The organism is Ornithinimicrobium carbonis (assembly GCF_977012275.1).
Genome location: NZ_OZ348993.1, coordinates 1660857 through 1677715 on the forward strand (window position 1 = coordinate 1660857; position 16859 = coordinate 1677715).

Below are 16859 nucleotides of genomic sequence, written 5' to 3' on the forward strand. Positions count from 1 at the left end.
GACGGCCGTCGGACCCCAGCCGGGTCCGGCGGCCGTCGTGCGGAATGGTGGTCGGTCGGTCCTTGCTGGGACACTGGTGCAGCCATGACGAACCCGCAGAGTCCCGACCGCCGACCCCTCACCGCCACGTACCGGATGCAGCTGCACGCCGGTTTCACCTTCGCCGACGCCGAGGCCGTGCTGCCCTACGTCGAGGCGCTGGGCGTGAGCCACCTCTACCTCTCCCCGGTGCTTACGGCGGTACCGGGCTCCGAGCACGGCTACGACGTCCTCGACCACACCCGGGTCAGCCCCGAGCTGGGCGGCCGCGAGGGGCTGGGCCGGCTGGCCGACGCCGCCCACGCCCGGGGGATGGGCGTGGTCGTGGACATCGTCCCCAACCACATGGCGCTCGTGGAGCCGCTGTGGCGCAACGCCCCCGTCTGGGAGACCCTCCGGGAGGGCCGGTATGCCGCGCGCGCGCACTGGTTCGACGTGGACTGGGACCACCTCGGCGGGCGCTTCGGACTGCCCGTGCTGGGCGCTCCCCTGGAGGACGTGCTCGCGGCGGGCGAGCTGACGGTCGACCGGGGTCGCCCCGACGAGGGGGACGGGCGGATCGCCGGTCAGCCGGTGGTGCGCTACTTCGACCACGTCTGGCCCCTCGCGCCGGGCACCGAGCACCTGCTCGAGGACCTGCCCGCGCTCCTGCAGGCCCAGCACTGGCAGCTGGGCTTCTGGAAGGACGCCGCCGAGATCCTCAACTACCGGCGCTTCTTCGAGGTCGACCAGCTCATCGGCGTCCGCGTCGAGGAGCGCGACGTCTTCGAGGCCACCCACGCCGAGCTGCTCGACCTGCACCACCACGGCGTGATCGACGCCTTCCGGATCGACCACCCCGACGGCCTCGCCGACCCCACGGCATACCTGCAGACCCTGGCCTCCTCGGTCCGCCCGGGCACGCCGGTGTGGGTGGAGAAGATCCTCGAGGGCGACGAGCGGCTGCCGCAGGGGTGGGCCTGCGCGGGCACCACCGGCTACGACGCCAACGCCGCGATCACCGCCGCTCTCGTGGACCCCACCACCGCCGACGCGGTCAGCACCGCGTGGTTCGCCACCGGCGGGGAGCCCGACCTGGAGGTCGAGGTCGACCGCTGCAAGCGGCAGGCCGTCGATGCCCTCCTGCAGCCCGAGATGGGCCGGCTGGTCCGCCGGGCCGTGGAGGCGCTGCCCGGCCACGACGAGCACCGTCTGCGCGCCGCGCTCGCCGAGCTCCTCGTCGACGTGCACGCCTACCGCGCCTACGTCCGGCCCGGGCCGGAGGACGCGCCGGAGCTGCGGCAGCCCCTGCTCGACGCGGTCGACCGGGCCAGGGCGACCAGGCCGGACCTGCTGGCCGAGGTGGACGCCCTCGCCGAGGTCCTGCTGCACCCGGAGGGCAACGGGGCGGCACCCGCCGCCGCGGCCGACCTGTGCGTGCGCTTCCAGCAGACGACCGGACCGGTGATGGCCAAGGGGATCGAGGACACCGCCTTCTACCGGTGGCACCGGCTGGTGGCCCTCAACGAGGTCGGCGCCGACCCCTCCCGCGGGCAGGCGCCGGACGTGGCGGTCCTGCACGCCTGGGCCGCCCACCAGGCCGAGCACTGGCCCCGGGGCATGACCACCCTGTCCACCCACGACACCAAGCGCAGCGAGGACGTGCGGGCCCGCATCCTGGCCGTCGCCGGTGACGCGGACGCCTGGCGGGCCCTGTCCGCCGCCGGGGCTGCCGCCGCCCAGCGCCACGGTGTCGACGCCCCGACCGCCCACCTGGTCTGGCAGACCCTCGTGGGCGCCGGCCGGGTCTCGGAGGAACGGCTGCACGCCTACCTCACCAAGGCCGTCCGCGAGGCCAAGCTGCACAGCACCTGGGTGGAGCCGGACGAGGACTACGAGGCCCGGGTGATGTCCCTGGCCAGCGAGATGGTCTCCGAGGGCGAGGTGAGCGAGGCGATCGGGGCCGCGCTGCGCGACAACGAGGCCACCGTGCGCACGCTGACCCTGGCCCAGAAGCTCGTCCAGCTCACCGTGCCCGGGGTGCCGGACACCTACCAGGGCTCCGGCCTGGTCGACCTCTCGCTCGTCGACCCCGACAACCGCCGACCGGTCGACTACGACGAGCGGATGGAGCGGTTGCGTCGCGTCGACGGCGGGGGTGACCTGCGCGACCTCTCCGACGAGGTGCTCTGGGTCACCTCCCGCACGCTGCGGCTGCGCGGCTGGCTTCCCCAGGCCTACGGTCCAGGCGCCTCCTACGCGCCCGTGGAGGCCGGCCAGCACGTGCTCGGCTTCCTCCGCGGCGGTGCCGCCGCCACCCTGACCATCCGCGCGCCGCGGGCGCTCGGCGCCGCCGGCGGTCTGCAGGAGACCCGGGTTCCGCTGCCGCCGGACGTGTGGACCGACGCGCTCACCGGTCGCGACCACGTCGTGGGCGACGACGGCGTGCTCGCCCGGGAGGTCTTCAACCGCCTCCCGGTGGCCCTGCTCGTCCGCGCCCGTGACCTCCAGGAAGGACCCCGATGACCTCGTCGCACACCTACCGCGTCTGGGCGCCCGACGCCGACCGGGTCGACCTGCACGTCGGCGTCGCCGACCCGCGGGTCGAGCCCATGGCGACCGCCGGGGGCGGCTGGTGGGAGCTGACCACCGACCGGGGCGACGGGCGCTACGCCTTCGCCCTCGACGGCGGTGACCCCCGGCCCGACCCCCGCTCCCGCCGGCAGCCCGACGGGGTCCACGCGCCGAGCGCGATCGTGGACACCGCGGCGTTCGGCTGGACCGACGACGGGTGGGGCGGCGTCCAGCTGCGCGACGCGGTCGTCTACGAGCTGCACGTGGGCACCTTCACCCCCGACGGCACCCTGGACGCGGCCGTCGAGCACCTCGACCACCTCGTCGACCTGGGCGTCACCGTCGTGGAGCTCATGCCCGTGGCCGCCTTCCCGGGCGACCACGGCTGGGGCTACGACGGGGTCGACCTGTACGCCGTGCACGAGGCCTACGGCGGCCCCGAGGGGCTGGCCCGCCTCGTCGACGCCGCCCACGCGCGGGGGCTGGCGGTCTGGCTGGACGTGGTGCACAACCACCTGGGCCCCAGCGGCAACTACCTCGCCGAGTTCGGGCCCTACTTCACCGACCGCCACCACACGCCCTGGGGCGACGCGGTCAACCTCGACGGCCCCGGCAGCGACGAGGTGCGGGGCTTCCTGCTCGACAACGTGCGGCTCTGGCTGGAGGACTACCACCTCGACGGCCTGCGCCTGGACGCCGTGCACGCCCTGCACGACGAGCGGGCGGTCCACCTGCTCGAGGACCAGTCCAGGCTCGCCGACGAGATCGGGCGCGCCACCGGGGTCCCGCGCACGCTCGTGGCCGAGTCGGACCGCAACGACCCCTCCTTCGTCGCGGTGCGCGGACCGGGCGGCTCCGGCGGGCTGGGACTGCACGGCCAGTGGGCCGACGACGTGCACCACATGCTGCACGTGCTGCTCACCGGGGAGACGCAGGGCTACTACCACGACTTCACCGACCCGCACGCGGCCGTCAAGGTGCTCGGCTGGAGCCCGTTCCTGCACGACGGGACCTTCTCCACCTTCCGGGGCCGGGTCCACGGGAGACCGGTCGACCCGCGCGTGACGCCGGGCTGGCGGTTCGTGGCCTCCCTGCAGACTCACGACCAGATCGGCAACCGGGCCGCGGGGGACCGGGTGCACCACGGCATACCCGCGGGTCGGCACGCGATCGGCGCCGCCCTGCTGCTCACCTCCCCCTACACCCCCATGCTGTTCATGGGGGAGGAGTACGCCGCCTCCACCCCCTGGCAGTACTTCACCGACCACGCCGAGGACTGGCTGGCCCAGGCGATCCGGGAGGGGCGCGAGCGCGAGTTCGCCGAGCACGGGTGGGCCGGCGACGTGCCCGACCCGCAGGACCGTGGCACGGTCACCGCCTCCACGCTGCGGTGGGAGGAGGTGCACCGGGGGGAGCACGCGACGATGCTGGAGTGGTACCGCACCCTCCTGCGGCTGCGGCGGGAGAGGCCCGCCCTGCGCGAGACCCCCCTGGGTGAGGCCGAGGTATGGCGTGCGCCCGCCGGGGACGGGGAGCTGCTCACCCTCGCCCGGGGCGACGTGCGCGTGCTCGCGCTGCTCAGGGAGGGGTCCGCCGAGGTCGCCCTGCCGGACGGGGCCGAGGTGCTGGCCAGCTTCGCCCGGGTCACGGTGGAGGAGGACCGGCTCGTGCTGGGTGCCGACTCCGTCGCCGTCGTCGGGGGCTGGACGTGAGCGGGCCCGGGCGTGAGCGGCGCCCGTTCCACCGGCCCACCCTGCGGCCGCCGGAGGCGCTGGACGCCGCGGCCGGCGGGGTCGACCCGCTCGACGTCGCCGAGGCGGCCCACCGGACGGCGCAGATGGTGGTCGGGCGTGGCCGGGACAGCGGCGACCCGGAGGTCACCGACAGGCTGGTCAACCTCGTGTCCGAGGTCGGTCTGGCGACCGTCGCCCAGATGTGGGCCGACCGCCCCGCCCGGACCCTCCCCGGGGCGCTGTGGCGGCTGTACCTGCTGCACGAGTGGGTGCTGCGCCAGCCGGAGGAGGTCGGGCGGTTGTTCTCCTCCGGCCGCGCGCACACCGAGGTCTGGTCGGCGGTGGCCGGGGTCGCCGAGCCGCCGGACCCCCACGCGCTGCGGCGGCTGACCGAGGAGATCCTCACCGGCGTCTTCGACGGCGACCTGGGGCTGGCGCTGGAGCGGGCCTCGGCCTTCTGCCACGTGGTGGCCGTGGGGCTGTCCGAGCCGGGGGCGGAGGACATCCCCACCGAGCAGGTGCGTCGGGCGGCCCGGATGCGCGACACCGCCGACGACCTGATGGCCTGCGCCCGCCTGTGGCGCCGGGACTCGCTGCACTAGCGGCACCAGCGACCGGGTCGGTGGAGGAACGGCATGACGTCGGCGGGACCAGGACCGGAGGAGCCTGCCCCCGGCGCCGGGGGTCCGGCGACGGGGGACCACCGGACGCCCGAGGACTTCTTCGCCGGCTCTCCCGAGGGGACGGCGGTCTTCCATGAGGTCCACCGGGCGGTGCAGGCCCTCGGGCCCGTCGACGTACGGGTGACCCGCAGCCAGGTCGCCTTCCGGCGGCGCCGGGGGTTCGCCTACCTGTGGCGGCCCGGACGCTACGTGCGCAGCGACGTTCCTGCGGTGCTGTCCGTCGTCCTGCCCGCCCACGACCCGTCCGGACGGTGGAAGGAGGTGGCCCACCCCTCGCCGCGGGTCTGGATGCACCACCTCGAGGCGAGGTCGCCGGACGAGGTGGACGACGAGGTGCGGGCGTGGCTGCGGGAGGCCTACGGAGCGGCCGGCTGACGGGACGTTCGACCCGGAGCCCGGTCCGCGCGGGGGAACAAACCTCCGGCCCGCCTCGTTGTCACCTGTCGCGTGCCGGGCCGCGGTAGCCCCGGGCTCCAACATTCGCCGCTACGAGCGGCCTCGCGCCGAGAGGCGCTCCCGGTCCGGCACGCACCAGCCTCCTCTGTCCGGCGGACTCTCACCGCCGCGGGACTTCTCGCCGTCGGACCGTCCGCGCGCGGGCTCCTCGCCGGCGACGCCGGCTCAGCCCGGCGGCCGGTGCCGCACGACCGCGACGACCTCGGCCTCGTCGCCGGCCCCGACCATCGTCAGCGCCAGCACCTCGCCCTTGTCCAGGCCCACGTCCACGAGCCGGGCCAGCATGCGCCGGTCGGTGCCGGGCAGGTCGGCCCCGGCGCGGGCGAGCAGGTCGGTCAGCACCGGTCCCATCACCGGACCGTGGGTGCACACCGCGACCGCCTCGGCGGCGTCCATGATGCGGCGAAGGTGCTTGCGCACCTTCTCCGGACGTGCCTCGAAACCCTCCTCCGACAGCCCGCGCCGGGTCACCAGCTCCACCCCGCGCGCCGTGCAGAAGGGCTCGACGGTGTGGAGACAGCGCACCGACGGGCTGGTCAGCACGCGGGCCGGGGCGTAGGCCTCCAGCAGGCCGACCAGGCGTGCGGCACGGCGCACCCCGACCGCGCTCAGCGGGCGGGAGGCGTCGGGCCCCGACCAGCCGCTGCGCGGGTGGGCGTGGGCGTGCCGCACGACGAGGAGGGGCCAGCTGCCCAGCCGGTCCCGCCCGTCGAGCGCGACGAGGGCGTCCAGCTGGTCGCGGTCGCGCCCGTACGTCAGCCGGCGGGCGGCCAGCGTCGGGGACAACCACCGGACCGCGTCGACCTCGTGCTCCAGCTGCCCGTCGCCACCGACGACCTCGCCCGCCCAGTAGCGCACGAGCTTGTCCTGGCCGCCGGTCAGGGCGTAGCGCGACTCGGGCAGCGGCCGGCCGAGCCGGACCCGCAGGCCGGTCTCCTCGAAGGTCTCGCGCGCCGCCGCCGCGGCGAAGTCCTCACCGGGGTCGAGCTTGCCCTTGGGCCAGGACCAGTCGTCGTACCGCGGCCGGTGCACCAGGGCCACCTGGAGCACCCCCTCGTGGACCCGGTGGGGGAGGACCCCCGCGGCCCGCACGAGCGGGACCCCCGCGCTCACGACCGGTCGGGCCCGGCGGCATACATGACGTCCACGGCCGAGCGCTCGAAGTCGAGCCGGCCGTAGGTGGCGATCGCGGAGGAGTTGTCGCCGTCCACGTAGAGGGTGGCCACCTCGCACCCGACGTTGCGCAGGTGCTGCAGCCCGAGCAGGGTCACCGCCCGGCCCAGGCCACGGCCCTGGTAGTCCGGGTCCACGCCGACGACGTAGACCTCGCCCGTGGGCGGGTTCCCGGCCTGGGGCGGCTCCACCTTGGTCCAGTGGAACGCGGCGATCCGGGCGTTGCCGTCGGGGTCGACGTCGGTGGTGTCCTCGACGATGAGGAAGCCGTGCGGGTCGAACCACGGCTCCTCCTCGCGCTCGCGCAGGTCGGTCCCCGTCATCCGGCCCTGCTCGGCGTGCGCGGCGAACGCGCGCGCGTTGACCGACAGCCAGGGCTCCTCGTCCTGGCCCACGACGAAGGGCCGGACGGCGAAGCCGTCGGGCAGCTCGACGTGGTCGGGCAGGTCGCTCCACTCGCCGCGCAGCGGGCGGCTCATCTGCCACAGCTCGCGGACGACGACGAGCTGGCGGGAGGTGTAGAGGCGACGGGCGTCCTGCAGGTCGCCGTGGCTCCACAGCCGCACCCCGGGCCAGCGCCGCAGCACGTGGTCCAGCAGCATCCCGCCCAGACCGCGGCGGCGCTGCTCGGGGTCGACGACGAGCTCGGCGGAGGGATGGTCGGGGTCTCCGTGGTCGACGTGGCCGTATGCCAGCACCCGCGGGTTCGGGGTGCCGGGCACCTCCTCGGTGATGACGAGGTGCGTGGACGTGGGCACGGCCACCTCGCCGGAGAAGCGGCGCGCCTCGAGCACGGTCTGTTCCGACAGGGGTCGGACGCCGTCGTGCTGGGCCGCGCGGACGGCGAGCGCGAGCACGTCGCCGGACAGGCGGGGCGGAAGGGTGGGCAGCTCCTCGACGGTGGGGCTCTGGCCAGGCATGGGGTCAGTCTGGCACGCTCACCGGTCCTCGCCACCCCGCGGGCCGCTGAACCGGTAGCCCACGCCGCGGATGGTGCCGATGAGGGACTCCCGCTCCGGCCCGAGCTTGGCCCGGAGCCGTCGGATGTGGACGTCGACGGTGCGGGTGCCCCCGTAGTAGTCCATCCCCCAGACCTCCTGCAGGAGGGTGTCCCGGGTGACCACGCGCCCGGGTCGCCTCACGAGGTAGCGCAGCAGCTCGAACTCCTTGTACGTCAGGTCGAGCACCTGGCCGCCCGCCCGGACCGTCCAGCTGGCCTCGTCGACGACGACGTCGGCCACGCGGATGGCCTCGGGCTCCTCGGAGGCCCCCGGCCGTCCGCCCCCGTCGGGGTGGACCTCACCGGCGCCACCGACGGCCCCCTGTGCTCGGTGGTGGTGCGGCCGCGCCAGCAGGAGCCGGACCCGGGCGGCGATCTCGGCGGGCCCGGCCTCGCGCAGGACGAGGTCGTCCAGCGGCCAGCTGTCGTCGAGCAGGCCGAGGGCCGCGTCCGAGACGACGGCCAGCACCGGTCGGTGCAGCTCGAGGGCGGCGAGGGTGCGCAGCGCACCGTGCGCGGCGACGAGGTCGGTGACCGCGTCGACCACGAGCAGGTCCGGGTCCGGCGCCGTCCGGGTGAGCAGGCCGCCGACGTCCATCCCCAGGACGGCGACCCGGTGCGGCAGCAGGACCAGCCCGGGCGCCACCTGGGCCACCGCGGCGTCGGCCGGGGTGCGGGGCGTGAGGAGGACCAGGTCGGCCACGGACCCAGCCTAGTGGCGTGGTCGGGCACGCCCGGCCGAGCACGTCCGGCCCGCGCGCACGGCACCCGGCAGGGTCGGGCTCGCCCGGCCGAGCACGCCCGGCCTGCGCGCACGGCATACGGCAGGATGGGCGCATGTCCACCGAGCCCGAGCCCCGCCCGCGGATCACGCCGTCGGCGCACGTGGCGGGGGCGGTCTCCACGGTGGGCGGGGTGCTGGCCCTGGCCGCGGCGGTCTCCCCGGAGCTGCTGACCTTCGCGATCGCGGCGGCCGTGGTCGCGCTGGCCTGGGGCTGGGCCGGGACGCTGGCGCTGCCCACACCCCGCGGCTCGCTGGGGGTCATCGTCGTCGGCGGTCTGGCCCTCGTGCTGGCGGTGGGGACGCGTCAGGAGGGCCCCTGGCTGGTGTGGGTGCCCGCCGCGCTGAGCATCTCGATGATCGCGGCGTTCGCCCACCAGCTCTTCCGCCGGGACGGCCGCCCGCGGCTGGTGGTCTCGGTCAGCTCGGTCGTGCTCGCGCTGACCCTCGTGGCCGTCGGCACGCTCATGGTCCCGCCGACGCACACCCTCCAGGGCACCGGCCTGGTCCTGGGTGCCCTGGCCGCCGCGGTGGCCTCGGCCGGCACCGACCTGCTGGGGCGGTGGCCCGCGCTGCGGGCCTGGCTCGTGCCGCTGGCCATGACCGGCGGGGCGGTGGCGTCGGTGGTCGTCGCCCTGGTCCTGGACGAGCACTGGACGACCTGGCTGCTGGTCGGCGTGGCCAGCGGAGCGCTGAGCCAGGCGGTGAGGGCGGTGCTGGCCCCCCTGCCGACCCTGGCCCTGCCGCGCCCGCGGCTCGTCGCCGCGATCGCCTCGGTCCTCGTGGTCGGGGCCGTGCCCTACCTCGTCGCGCTCGCCCTGGTGCCGGACGCCGTCGCCTGAGCGCAGCCGCCGGGCCCACTCCCCGACGACCTGGTCGCGCGCCCCCGACGGCCCGGGCGCGCTCACCCCTACGATGGGCGCGTGCCTATCGAGCTGGACCCCACCATGCACCCCGACCTCGCCCCGCTGGCCTGGATGATCGGCTCCTGGGCCGGTGCGGGGGTGGTCGGCTACCCGTCGATCGAGTCCCGCAACTTCGGCCAGGAGATCGAGGTCACCCACGACGGCCGGCCCTTCCTGCGGTGGAGCTCGCGGGCGTGGCTGCTCGACGAGGAGGGGCAGAAGGTCAAGCAGGCCGCGGTCGAGACCGGCTTCTGGCGTCCGCAGCCGGACGGCGAGGTGGAGCTCGTGCTGGCCCACCCGACGGGGATCGTCGAGATGTACTTCGGCCACACCCAGCCCGCCCGGGTCGAGGTGCGCACCGACGGCGTGATCCGCAGCCCGCACGCCAAGGAGTACACCGCGGCCCACCGGATGTACGGCTACGTCAACGGCAACATGATGTGGGTCATGGACATGGCCGCCACCGGCCACGCCCTGCAGTCGCACGTCTCCGCCGAGCTGCGGCGGGTCTGAGGCCCGTCGGCCCCCGGGGCGTCGGCCTCTCGACCCGATGCGACGAACCTCCCGGTCCAGGTTGACGTGCCCGGCGAGCTCGAAGCGGCCGCGGGGGACGATCAGCCGCCGAAGCCGGTCCGGGGGGAGACCGGGTCGGAGTAGGACTCCATCGTGTCGGTGCGCAGGTGCTCCCCGAGGGTGGCCATCTGCTGGTCGGCCATCAGCACGATGGACCCGGCGACCGGGTGCATGTCGATGCCGCGCCACGGGCCCTGCCAGAAGTGGATGTCGCCGCCGCGCACGCCCCTCATCTCGAACGCCAGGTTGCGCATGTCGCCGACGCGCAGGTCCTGGTCCACGGTGAGGTTCGTCGTCGCGGCGTCGACGAAGTTCGCCAGCCGGCCGGGGTTGGTCAGGGTCTCGCGCGAGAGGGCCTTGAGCATGACGGCCTTGACGAACTGCATCTGCCGCTCGCCGCGGGAGATGTCGCCCTGGCTCAGGGAGTAGCGCTCGCGCACGAAGCGCAGGCCCTGCTCGCCGTCCATGTACTGCGTGCCCACGTCGAACCCGCCGCCGGCCTCGGTCACCTGCACCTCGACCCCGCCGATCGCGTCCGTCATCGCCTTGAAGCTCTCGAAGTTGACGATGACGACGTGGTCGATCGGCACGTCGATGAGCGGCTGGAGCGTCTGGACGAGCAGGGGTGCGCCGCCGTAGGCGTAGGAGGCGTTGATCTTCGAGCTGCCGCCGGTGCCCGCGATCGGGACGAAGAGGTCACGCGGGAAGTGCACCAGGTCGACCCGCTCGCGCTCGTCGTCCACGTGCGCCAGCACGATGACGTCCGATCGGCCGCGCTCCACGGACAGGTCGCGGCTGTCGGTGCCGATGATGAGGAAGTTCATCGCGTCGCCGGCCTCGTCCGGCCGGGCCGGGACGCTCGCCTCGACCTCGACGCCGGTGACGTCGATCTCCTCACCGTCCTCGCCGACGATGGGGGCGACCTCGTCGTCGACCTCCTCCACCTCGGTGTCGTCCTCGGCGTCGACCCTCCCGGCGCCGTCGGTCTCACCCTCCTCGCTCGGCTGCTCGCTCCCGTCGCCCTCGTCCTCGGTGCCCTCCTGACCGGGGCGCTGACCGCCGGAGACGTCGGGGGACAGGGTGATGGTCGACCGGTCCTCGGCCACCAGGTCGTCGTGCACGATGTTGTTGGTGACGGTGCGCTGGAGCCAGAAGGCGTAGCCGCCCAGCACCAGGACCCCCAGCAGGGCGAGGAGCCCGACACCGGCGGTGAGCGTGCGCAGGGGACCCCTTCGACGGCGTCGACGGCTGGACGCGGTGTCGCCCCGGTCACGGGCGGAGCGCTCGGTGAACCCCATGGCGGGAAGTGTAGGACCCCGTCCTGACAACCGGCTGTCCGGACGCTGCCGCGACGGGCCGCGACGAGGAACCACCGGGAGGGCCCGGTGACCAGCCCGGTGACCGGCCCGCCGGGGAGTCCGACGAGGAGCCCGACGAGGAGCCCGGTGAGAGGTCGCGGTGACGTACCGTGGCGGGCGGAGCACTGCACACCCCCTGGAGAGGAGACGAGCCGTGAGCGTCCTGCTGAGCCGTCCCGGTGCCGTCGAGGCGACCGGACCGGACGCCGGCGTCGCGTCCCACTACGGGAACCCGTCGAAGGAGCAGCGCCTGCTCGCCGAGGGCCTGGCCGTCGTCGACCTGTCCCACCGCGGGGTGGTGACCGTCACCGGCCCGGACCGGCTCTCGTGGCTGCACTCGCTGACGACCCAGCACCTGCTCGGGCTGGCGCCGCGCACGTCCGTGGAGACGCTGGTCCTCTCGCCCAAGGGCCACGTCGAGCACGCGCTGCACCTCGTCGACGACGGGGAGACGACCTGGCTGACCACCGAGCCCGGCGCGGCCCCGGCGGTCGTGGCGTGGCTGGACTCGATGCGCTTCATGCTGCGGGTGGAGGTCGCCGACGTCACCCAGGGGTATGCCGTGCTCGGCGAGCCGGTCGCGGCGGAGTCGGTCGAGGGCGAGCCGGTCGCCTGGGTCGACCCCTGGCCGCGGGAGGTGGGGGACACCTTCGCCTACGGGCCGCCGGAGTCGCAGCACCCCGCCCGGGGGCGGGCCTGGCGCGAGCTGGTCGTCCCCCGGGACGACCTCGAGGCGGCGGTGGGGGACCGCCCCCTGGCCGGGACCTGGGCGGCCGAGGCGCTGCGGGTCGCCGCGTGGCGGCCCCGCGCCGGGGTCGACACCGACCACCGCACGATCCCGCACGAGCTCGACTGGCTGCGCACGGCAGTCCACCTGCAGAAGGGCTGCTACCGCGGGCAGGAGACGGTCGCCCGGGTCAGGAACCTGGGGCGGCCGCCCCGGCGGATCGTCTTCCTCGACCTGGACGGGTCGGGCCACCTGCTGCCGGACCCGGGGACCGAGCTCGTCCCGGTCGAGGGGGGCCGTGCGGTCGGCACGCTGACCAGCGTGGCCAGGCACGCCGAGGACGGTCCGGTCGGGCTGGGCGTGGTCCGCTACGGCACCGATGTCGACCTCGTCCTCCTGGCCGGCGACGTGTCCGCCGCGCAGACGCCGATCGTCCTGCCGGAGCGACCGGTGCGGCGGGAACGCCCCTCCGCGCCCCGTCCGCCCGGGCCGCGCTGAGGCCGGACGGCACCGACGCCCCGGCCGCCGACCCGGCCTGCCCACCGCCCACCCCCACGGAGGAGACGACGATGCACGCGGAGCACTTCGACCAGCAGGCCGCCACCTGGGACGACGACCCGGACAAGGTCCGGCGGGCCCGTGACGTGGCCGAGGCCGTCGCCACCGCCGTGCCGCTGACCGGTCGGGAGCGGATGCTGGAGTACGGCGCGGGCACCGGCCTGGTCTCCCAGGCGCTCCAGGACCGGGTCGGGCCGGTCACCCTGGCCGACACCTCCGCGGGAATGCGGTCGGTGATGGAGGGCAAGGTCGCCGCCGGCGTCCTTCCCCGGGACGCCCGCGTGGTGTCCCTCGACGTGGAGATGCAGCAGGTGCCGCAGGAGCGCTTCGACCTGATCGTGGGCTCCCTGGTGCTGCACCACGTGCAGCAGCTCGACGCGGCCCTGGCCGCCCTGGCCGACCTGCTCACCCCGGGCGGGCACCTGTGCATCGCCGACCTGGACAGCGAGGACGGCTCCTTCCACCAGCACGACTTCGACGGGCACCACGGGTTCGACCGGGTCGCGCTCGCCGCCGACCTCGAGGCCGTCGGGCTCACGGACGTGCGGGTGGAGGACTGCACGACGATCGAGAAGGACGGCGGCACCTACCGGGTCTTCCTGGCGACGGCGCGCCGCGCCCTGGCCGACACGGGGCCGTCCACCGAGCCGGTCGGGGAGGTCGCCCCGGGGTCGCCGGGGGAGCCTTCCGGCGCCGGCCGCTGACGACGACCGCCGACCCCGTCCCCGTAGTGCGCCTCGTCGACGACCGCGAGCGCCGGAGCAGGCTCGCGGTCCGGCACGCGCTGCACCCGCGCCACCGCGTGCCCGACCCGGTCGCGGCGACCAGGGCGATGACCGTGCTGCACGCGACCGAGGCCGCCACGGTCCACCTGGCGGTGCGCGCCCGGACCGACCCGGCCGGACCCCCGTCCCCCCAGGACGTCGACCGCGTGCTCTACCAGGACCGGTCCCTGGTCAAGCAGCTGGCGATGCGCCGGACCCTGTTCGTCCTGCCGCGGGACCTGCTCCCGGCGGCGCTGGGCAGCGCGTCCGCCCGGGTCGCGCAGACCCAGCGGCGCGCGCTCGCCCGCGACGTGGAGCGCCACGGCGTGGCCCCGGACGGGGACGCCTGGGTCGAGCGGGCCCGGCGGGCGGTCCTGGAGCGGCTGGCCGGGTCGGAGCCGGTGGGCGCCCGTCGGCTGCGCGAGGAGGTTCCGGAGCTGAGCGGGGAGGTGCTCTACTCCCCCGGCAAGCGCTACGGCGGGGCGGCGCCGCTGGCGCCGCGCGTGCTCACCCTGCTGGGGGCCGAGGGCCGGGTCGTGCGCGGACCCAACGTCGGCCACTGGCGGCTCAACCGGCCGACGTGGGTGCTGGCGCAGGAATGGCTGGGCGAGCAGGTCGAGCCGGTCGCCTCCGGGGAGGGGTATGCCGAGCTCGTGCGCCGCTGGCTGCACTCGTTCGGGCCCGGCACGCTGGAAGACGTGCAGTGGTGGCTGGGGTCCACGCGGACGGCGGCGCGGGCGGCCCTGGCCGCGGTCGGGGCGGTCGAGGTGTCGCTGCAGGACGGGTCGGCCGGCTGGCTGCTCCCGGACGACCTCGCCCCGACGGCCCCGGTGGAACCGTGGGCGGCCCTGCTGCCGACCCTGGACCCGACGACGATGGGGTGGAAGGGGCGGAACTTCTACCTGGACCCCGCCCTCGTCCCCCATCTCTTCGACACGAACGGCAACGCCGGCACCACGGCCTGGTGGGACGGCCGCGTGGTGGGCGCGTGGGTGCAGGACGAGGAGGGGGTCGTGCGGGTGGTCCCCGCGCCGGGGGTCGCCCTGGGAACGGACGCCCGCGCGGCGCTGGCCGAGGAGGCCGGGCGGCTCACCCGCTGGCTGGACGGCGTGAGGATCGGCAACGTCTACTCCTCGCCGCTGATGAAGCAGGCCCGCCTGCCCTGACCGCACGAGGTGCCGCGTCCCGGCACCCGCCGGCCGCACGCCATACCCGCCGGCCCCCGACCGGTGCCGGTCCCCGACCGGCTGGCAGGATCGGCCCATGCCCGCTCCGACCCTGATCACGGTGGCGCCCACGGGCGCCGAGACGGCCAAGGCCGACGTCCCCCAGCTGCCCACGACGCTCGAGGAGCTCGTCGCCACGGCGCTCCGCTGCCAGCAGGCCGGCGCCGGCCTGGTGCACGTGCACGTGCGCGACCCGGAGGACGAGCACCGGCCCACCCTGGACCCCGCGCGGCTGCGCGACGCGGTGCAGGCGCTGCGCGAGGCCACCGACCTGGTCGTCCAGCTCTCCACCGGGGGCTCGGTGCACGACCCGCTGGAGCGCCGGCTGACGGTGCTGGACGCCGAGCCGGACTCGTGCTCCCTGACCTGCGGCACGGTGAACTTCGGCGACGACGTCTTCCTCAACCCCTTCCCGTTCATGAGCGAGCTCTACGTGCAGGCCCAGGAGAAGGAGGTCGTGCCCGAGTTCGAGCTGTTCGACCTGGGCCACGTGGCGGCGCTGCGCCGGCTGATCGACCAGCACGGCCTGCCCTACGGCGGAAAGGTCCACGTCGACTTCGTCACCGGTGTCCCCGGCGGCATGCCCGGCACCGTCGAGGCGCTCGTCGCCGGGGTGCAGATGCTGCCCCAGGAGGTCACCAGCTGGTCGGCCACCGGCATCGGCCGGGCGCACCTGCCGGTCGCCGCCGCGGCGCTGGCGATGGGCGGGCACCTGCGCGTCGGGATGGAGGACAACCTCATGTACGCCCGGGGGCAGCAGGTCCAGCACAACGCCGAGCTCGTCGAGCGGGTCGCCGGGCTGGCGACGACGATGCAGCGCCCGCCGACGACCCCTGAGCAGGCGCGCGAGCTGCTGGGCGTCAAGGAGAGGAGGACCCGGTGAACGGGGGCCAGGGCACGCGCCCGGCCCGGCCGGGCGACAGCCCGCTCGCCGGCGCGCCGGTGGTGGCCGAGGTCGTGCGCAACGGCTTCGTCGAGTCGGTCCACCACGGGATCGTCGTCGCGACCGCCCCGGGCGGCTCCGCACCGGTGGCGATCGGCCCGGTCGACGCCCCCGTCCTGCCGCGGTCCTCGCTGAAGCCCCTCCAGGCGGTGGCGATGCTGCGCGCCGGTGCCGACCTGTCCGGCGAGCTGCTGGCGCTGGCCTGCGCGAGCCACTCCGGGGAGGACGTGCACCAGGAGGGGGCCCTGGCCATCCTGCGCTCGGTCGGGCTCGGCGAGGAGGCCCTGCAGAACACCCCCGACCGTCCGCTGGAGGACGACCTGCGCGACCGGTGGTACGCCGAGGGGCGGCCGCCGACGTCGCTGGCGCAGAACTGCTCGGGCAAGCACGCCGGGATGCTGGCGGCCTGCGTGGCCGCCGGGTGGGACACCGGCACCTACCGCGACCCGCACCACCCCCTGCAGCAGCTGGTCGTGGAGACGGTCGAGGAGCTGACCGGCGACCGGGTGGGCGCGGTCACCGTCGACGGCTGCGGCGCACCGGCGCTCGCGGTCAGCACCAGGGGCCTGGCGCGGGCGTTCGGCCGGATCGCCTCCGCCGTCCCGGGCACGCCCGAGGGGCGGGTCGCCGACGCAATCCGTGCGCACCCGCGCCACCTCGGCGGCACCGGCCGCGACGTCACGCTGCTCGTGGACGGGGTCGCCGGGCTGATCGCCAAGGACGGGGCCGAGTCGGTGTACGCCGTCGGCCTGGCCGACGGCCACGGGGTGGCCGTCAAGATCACCGACGGAGCCGAGCGGGCACGGGTGGTCGTGACCACCGCGGTGCTGCGGCGGCTCGGGGTCGGCCGGGACGAGGCCCGCGTGGCCGCCCTGCTGGACGAGCTCGACGCCCGGGCGGCCGTCCGCGGGCACGGCGAGGTGGTGGGCGGGGTCCGCGCGGCGGGGATCTCGTGAGGGCGGTCCTGCAGCGGGTCACCCGCGCGCAGGTCACCGTCGAGGGGGAGGTGGTCGGGGCGATCGGGCCGGGCCTGGTCGCGCTCGTGGCCGCCACCCACGACGACGGTCCGGCCGAGGTGGAGCGGATGGCCCGAAAGATCGCCGAGCTGCGGATCCTGCCGCAGGAGCGGTCGGTGTCCGACGCCGGGGCCGCGGTGCTGGTCGTGAGCCAGTTCACCCTCTACGGGCAGACCCGCAAGGGCCGCCGTCCCTCCTGGGTCGACGCTGCTCCGGGCGAGGTCGCCGAGCCGCTCGTCGACGCGGTCGTCGCGGAGCTGCGCGGGCGGGGGATCGAGGTCGCGACCGGTGTCTTCGGCGCGATGATGGAGGTGGAGCTGGTCAACGACGGGCCGTTCACGGTCGTCGTCGACACCTGAGGATCCAGCCGG

The 16859-nt window shown here is 75.4% G+C and carries 16 protein-coding genes; 12 read left to right on the top strand and 4 right to left on the bottom strand.

Annotation, left to right across the window (positions count from 1 at the left end):
* Nucleotides 1-84 precede the first annotated feature (84 nt).
* Genes treY through ACWHYA_RS07460 form a run of 4 tightly spaced genes read left to right on the top strand, consistent with a single transcriptional unit; the run spans nucleotide 85 to nucleotide 5383 of the window.
* Nucleotides 85-2544 carry a malto-oligosyltrehalose synthase gene (gene treY / locus ACWHYA_RS07445; protein WP_425943281.1) on the top strand — a complete coding sequence of 820 codons (2460 nt, stop codon included), beginning with the start codon at nucleotides 85-87 and terminating at the stop codon, nucleotides 2542-2544.
* Nucleotides 2541-4304 (top strand): malto-oligosyltrehalose trehalohydrolase, encoded by a 1764-nt coding sequence (gene treZ, locus ACWHYA_RS07450; protein ID WP_425943280.1) that lies wholly within the window; start codon nucleotides 2541-2543, stop codon nucleotides 4302-4304. Before treY ends, treZ begins: the two co-directional genes overlap by 4 nt.
* On the top strand, nucleotides 4301-4927 hold the full coding sequence (locus ACWHYA_RS07455; RefSeq protein ID WP_425943279.1) for a hypothetical protein: 627 nt from the start codon (nucleotides 4301-4303) through the stop codon (nucleotides 4925-4927). The genes treZ and ACWHYA_RS07455 overlap by 4 nt, the downstream gene beginning before the upstream one ends.
* 33 nt (nucleotides 4928-4960) lie before the next feature.
* Complete coding sequence (locus ACWHYA_RS07460) at nucleotides 4961-5383, top strand: DUF5655 domain-containing protein (protein ID WP_425943278.1); 423 nt, start codon at nucleotides 4961-4963, stop codon at nucleotides 5381-5383.
* Nucleotides 5384-5629: 246 nt separating this feature from the next.
* Here the strand turns inward: ACWHYA_RS07460 and ACWHYA_RS07465 are convergent, their stop codons facing one another.
* Genes ACWHYA_RS07465 through ACWHYA_RS07475 form a run of 3 tightly spaced genes read right to left on the bottom strand, consistent with a single transcriptional unit; the run spans nucleotide 5630 to nucleotide 8340 of the window.
* Nucleotides 5630-6577 (bottom strand): NUDIX hydrolase, encoded by a 948-nt coding sequence (locus ACWHYA_RS07465; protein WP_425943277.1) that lies wholly within the window; start codon nucleotides 6575-6577, stop codon nucleotides 5630-5632.
* A complete protein-coding gene (gene mshD, locus ACWHYA_RS07470) occupies nucleotides 6574-7557 on the bottom strand; it encodes a mycothiol synthase (protein WP_425943276.1) in 984 nt (327 codons plus the stop codon). Before mshD ends, ACWHYA_RS07465 begins: the two co-directional genes overlap by 4 nt.
* An 18-nt stretch (nucleotides 7558-7575) precedes the next feature.
* Nucleotides 7576-8340, bottom strand: coding sequence for a winged helix-turn-helix transcriptional regulator (locus tag ACWHYA_RS07475; protein ID WP_425943275.1), 765 nt, complete (start codon nucleotides 8338-8340; stop codon nucleotides 7576-7578).
* 134 nt (nucleotides 8341-8474) lie between these two features.
* Between ACWHYA_RS07475 and ACWHYA_RS07480 the strand changes: the two genes are divergently transcribed.
* Both ACWHYA_RS07480 and ACWHYA_RS07485 read left to right on the top strand, forming a co-directional pair.
* On the top strand, nucleotides 8475-9260 hold the full coding sequence (locus ACWHYA_RS07480) for a hypothetical protein (RefSeq protein WP_425943274.1): 786 nt from the start codon (nucleotides 8475-8477) through the stop codon (nucleotides 9258-9260).
* Between the two features lie 81 nt (nucleotides 9261-9341).
* Nucleotides 9342-9836 carry an FABP family protein gene (locus ACWHYA_RS07485; protein ID WP_425943273.1) on the top strand — a complete coding sequence of 165 codons (495 nt, stop codon included), beginning with the start codon at nucleotides 9342-9344 and terminating at the stop codon, nucleotides 9834-9836.
* Between the two features lie 101 nt (nucleotides 9837-9937).
* Here ACWHYA_RS07485 and ACWHYA_RS07490 read toward each other — a convergent pair whose 3' ends face one another.
* Nucleotides 9938-11194, bottom strand: a complete 1257-nt coding sequence (locus ACWHYA_RS07490; protein ID WP_425943272.1) for an LCP family protein — start codon at nucleotides 11192-11194, stop codon at nucleotides 9938-9940.
* 214 nt (nucleotides 11195-11408) lie between these two features.
* On the opposite strand from ACWHYA_RS07490, the gene ygfZ reads away from it, so the two are divergent.
* The 6 genes from ygfZ to dtd all read left to right on the top strand — a co-directional run bounded on the left by ygfZ (nucleotide 11409) and on the right by dtd (nucleotide 16847).
* Nucleotides 11409-12479: a CAF17-like 4Fe-4S cluster assembly/insertion protein YgfZ gene (gene ygfZ / locus ACWHYA_RS07495; RefSeq protein ID WP_425943271.1), complete on the top strand. Its 1071-nt coding sequence runs from the start codon at nucleotides 11409-11411 to the stop codon at nucleotides 12477-12479.
* 71 nt (nucleotides 12480-12550) lie between these two features.
* Nucleotides 12551-13243 (top strand): class I SAM-dependent DNA methyltransferase, encoded by a 693-nt coding sequence (locus ACWHYA_RS07500; RefSeq protein WP_425943270.1) that lies wholly within the window; start codon nucleotides 12551-12553, stop codon nucleotides 13241-13243.
* A gap of 26 nt (nucleotides 13244-13269) precedes the next feature.
* A complete protein-coding gene (locus ACWHYA_RS07505; protein ID WP_425943269.1) occupies nucleotides 13270-14469 on the top strand; it encodes a winged helix DNA-binding domain-containing protein in 1200 nt (399 codons plus the stop codon).
* 97 nt (nucleotides 14470-14566) lie between these two features.
* Entirely contained in the window at nucleotides 14567-15412 is an 846-nt protein-coding gene (locus ACWHYA_RS07510) for a BKACE family enzyme (RefSeq protein ID WP_425943268.1), read from the top strand.
* Nucleotides 15409-16428, top strand: a complete 1020-nt coding sequence (locus ACWHYA_RS07515; RefSeq protein WP_425943267.1) for an asparaginase — start codon at nucleotides 15409-15411, stop codon at nucleotides 16426-16428. The genes ACWHYA_RS07510 and ACWHYA_RS07515 overlap by 4 nt, the downstream gene beginning before the upstream one ends.
* The gene (gene dtd, locus ACWHYA_RS07520) at nucleotides 16425-16847 is read left to right on the top strand and encodes a D-aminoacyl-tRNA deacylase (RefSeq protein WP_425943266.1); all 423 of its coding nucleotides are present in this window, start codon (nucleotides 16425-16427) and stop codon (nucleotides 16845-16847) included. Before ACWHYA_RS07515 ends, dtd begins: the two co-directional genes overlap by 4 nt.
* Nucleotides 16848-16859: the final 12 nt, after the last annotated feature.

Coding starts and splice junctions, on each gene's coding strand:
- treZ (WP_425943280.1), top strand. CDS start 2,541: ATGACCTCGTCGCACACCTACCGCGTCTGGGCGCCCGACGCCGACCGG.
- ACWHYA_RS07490 (WP_425943272.1), bottom strand. CDS start 11,194: ATGGGGTTCACCGAGCGCTCCGCCCGTGACCGGGGCGACACCGCGTCC.
- mshD (WP_425943276.1), bottom strand. CDS start 7,557: ATGCCTGGCCAGAGCCCCACCGTCGAGGAGCTGCCCACCCTTCCGCCC.
- treY (WP_425943281.1), top strand. CDS start 85: ATGACGAACCCGCAGAGTCCCGACCGCCGACCCCTCACCGCCACGTAC.
- ACWHYA_RS07480 (WP_425943274.1), top strand. CDS start 8,475: ATGTCCACCGAGCCCGAGCCCCGCCCGCGGATCACGCCGTCGGCGCAC.
- ACWHYA_RS07460 (WP_425943278.1), top strand. CDS start 4,961: ATGACGTCGGCGGGACCAGGACCGGAGGAGCCTGCCCCCGGCGCCGGG.
- ACWHYA_RS07500 (WP_425943270.1), top strand. CDS start 12,551: ATGCACGCGGAGCACTTCGACCAGCAGGCCGCCACCTGGGACGACGAC.
- ACWHYA_RS07510 (WP_425943268.1), top strand. CDS start 14,567: ATGCCCGCTCCGACCCTGATCACGGTGGCGCCCACGGGCGCCGAGACG.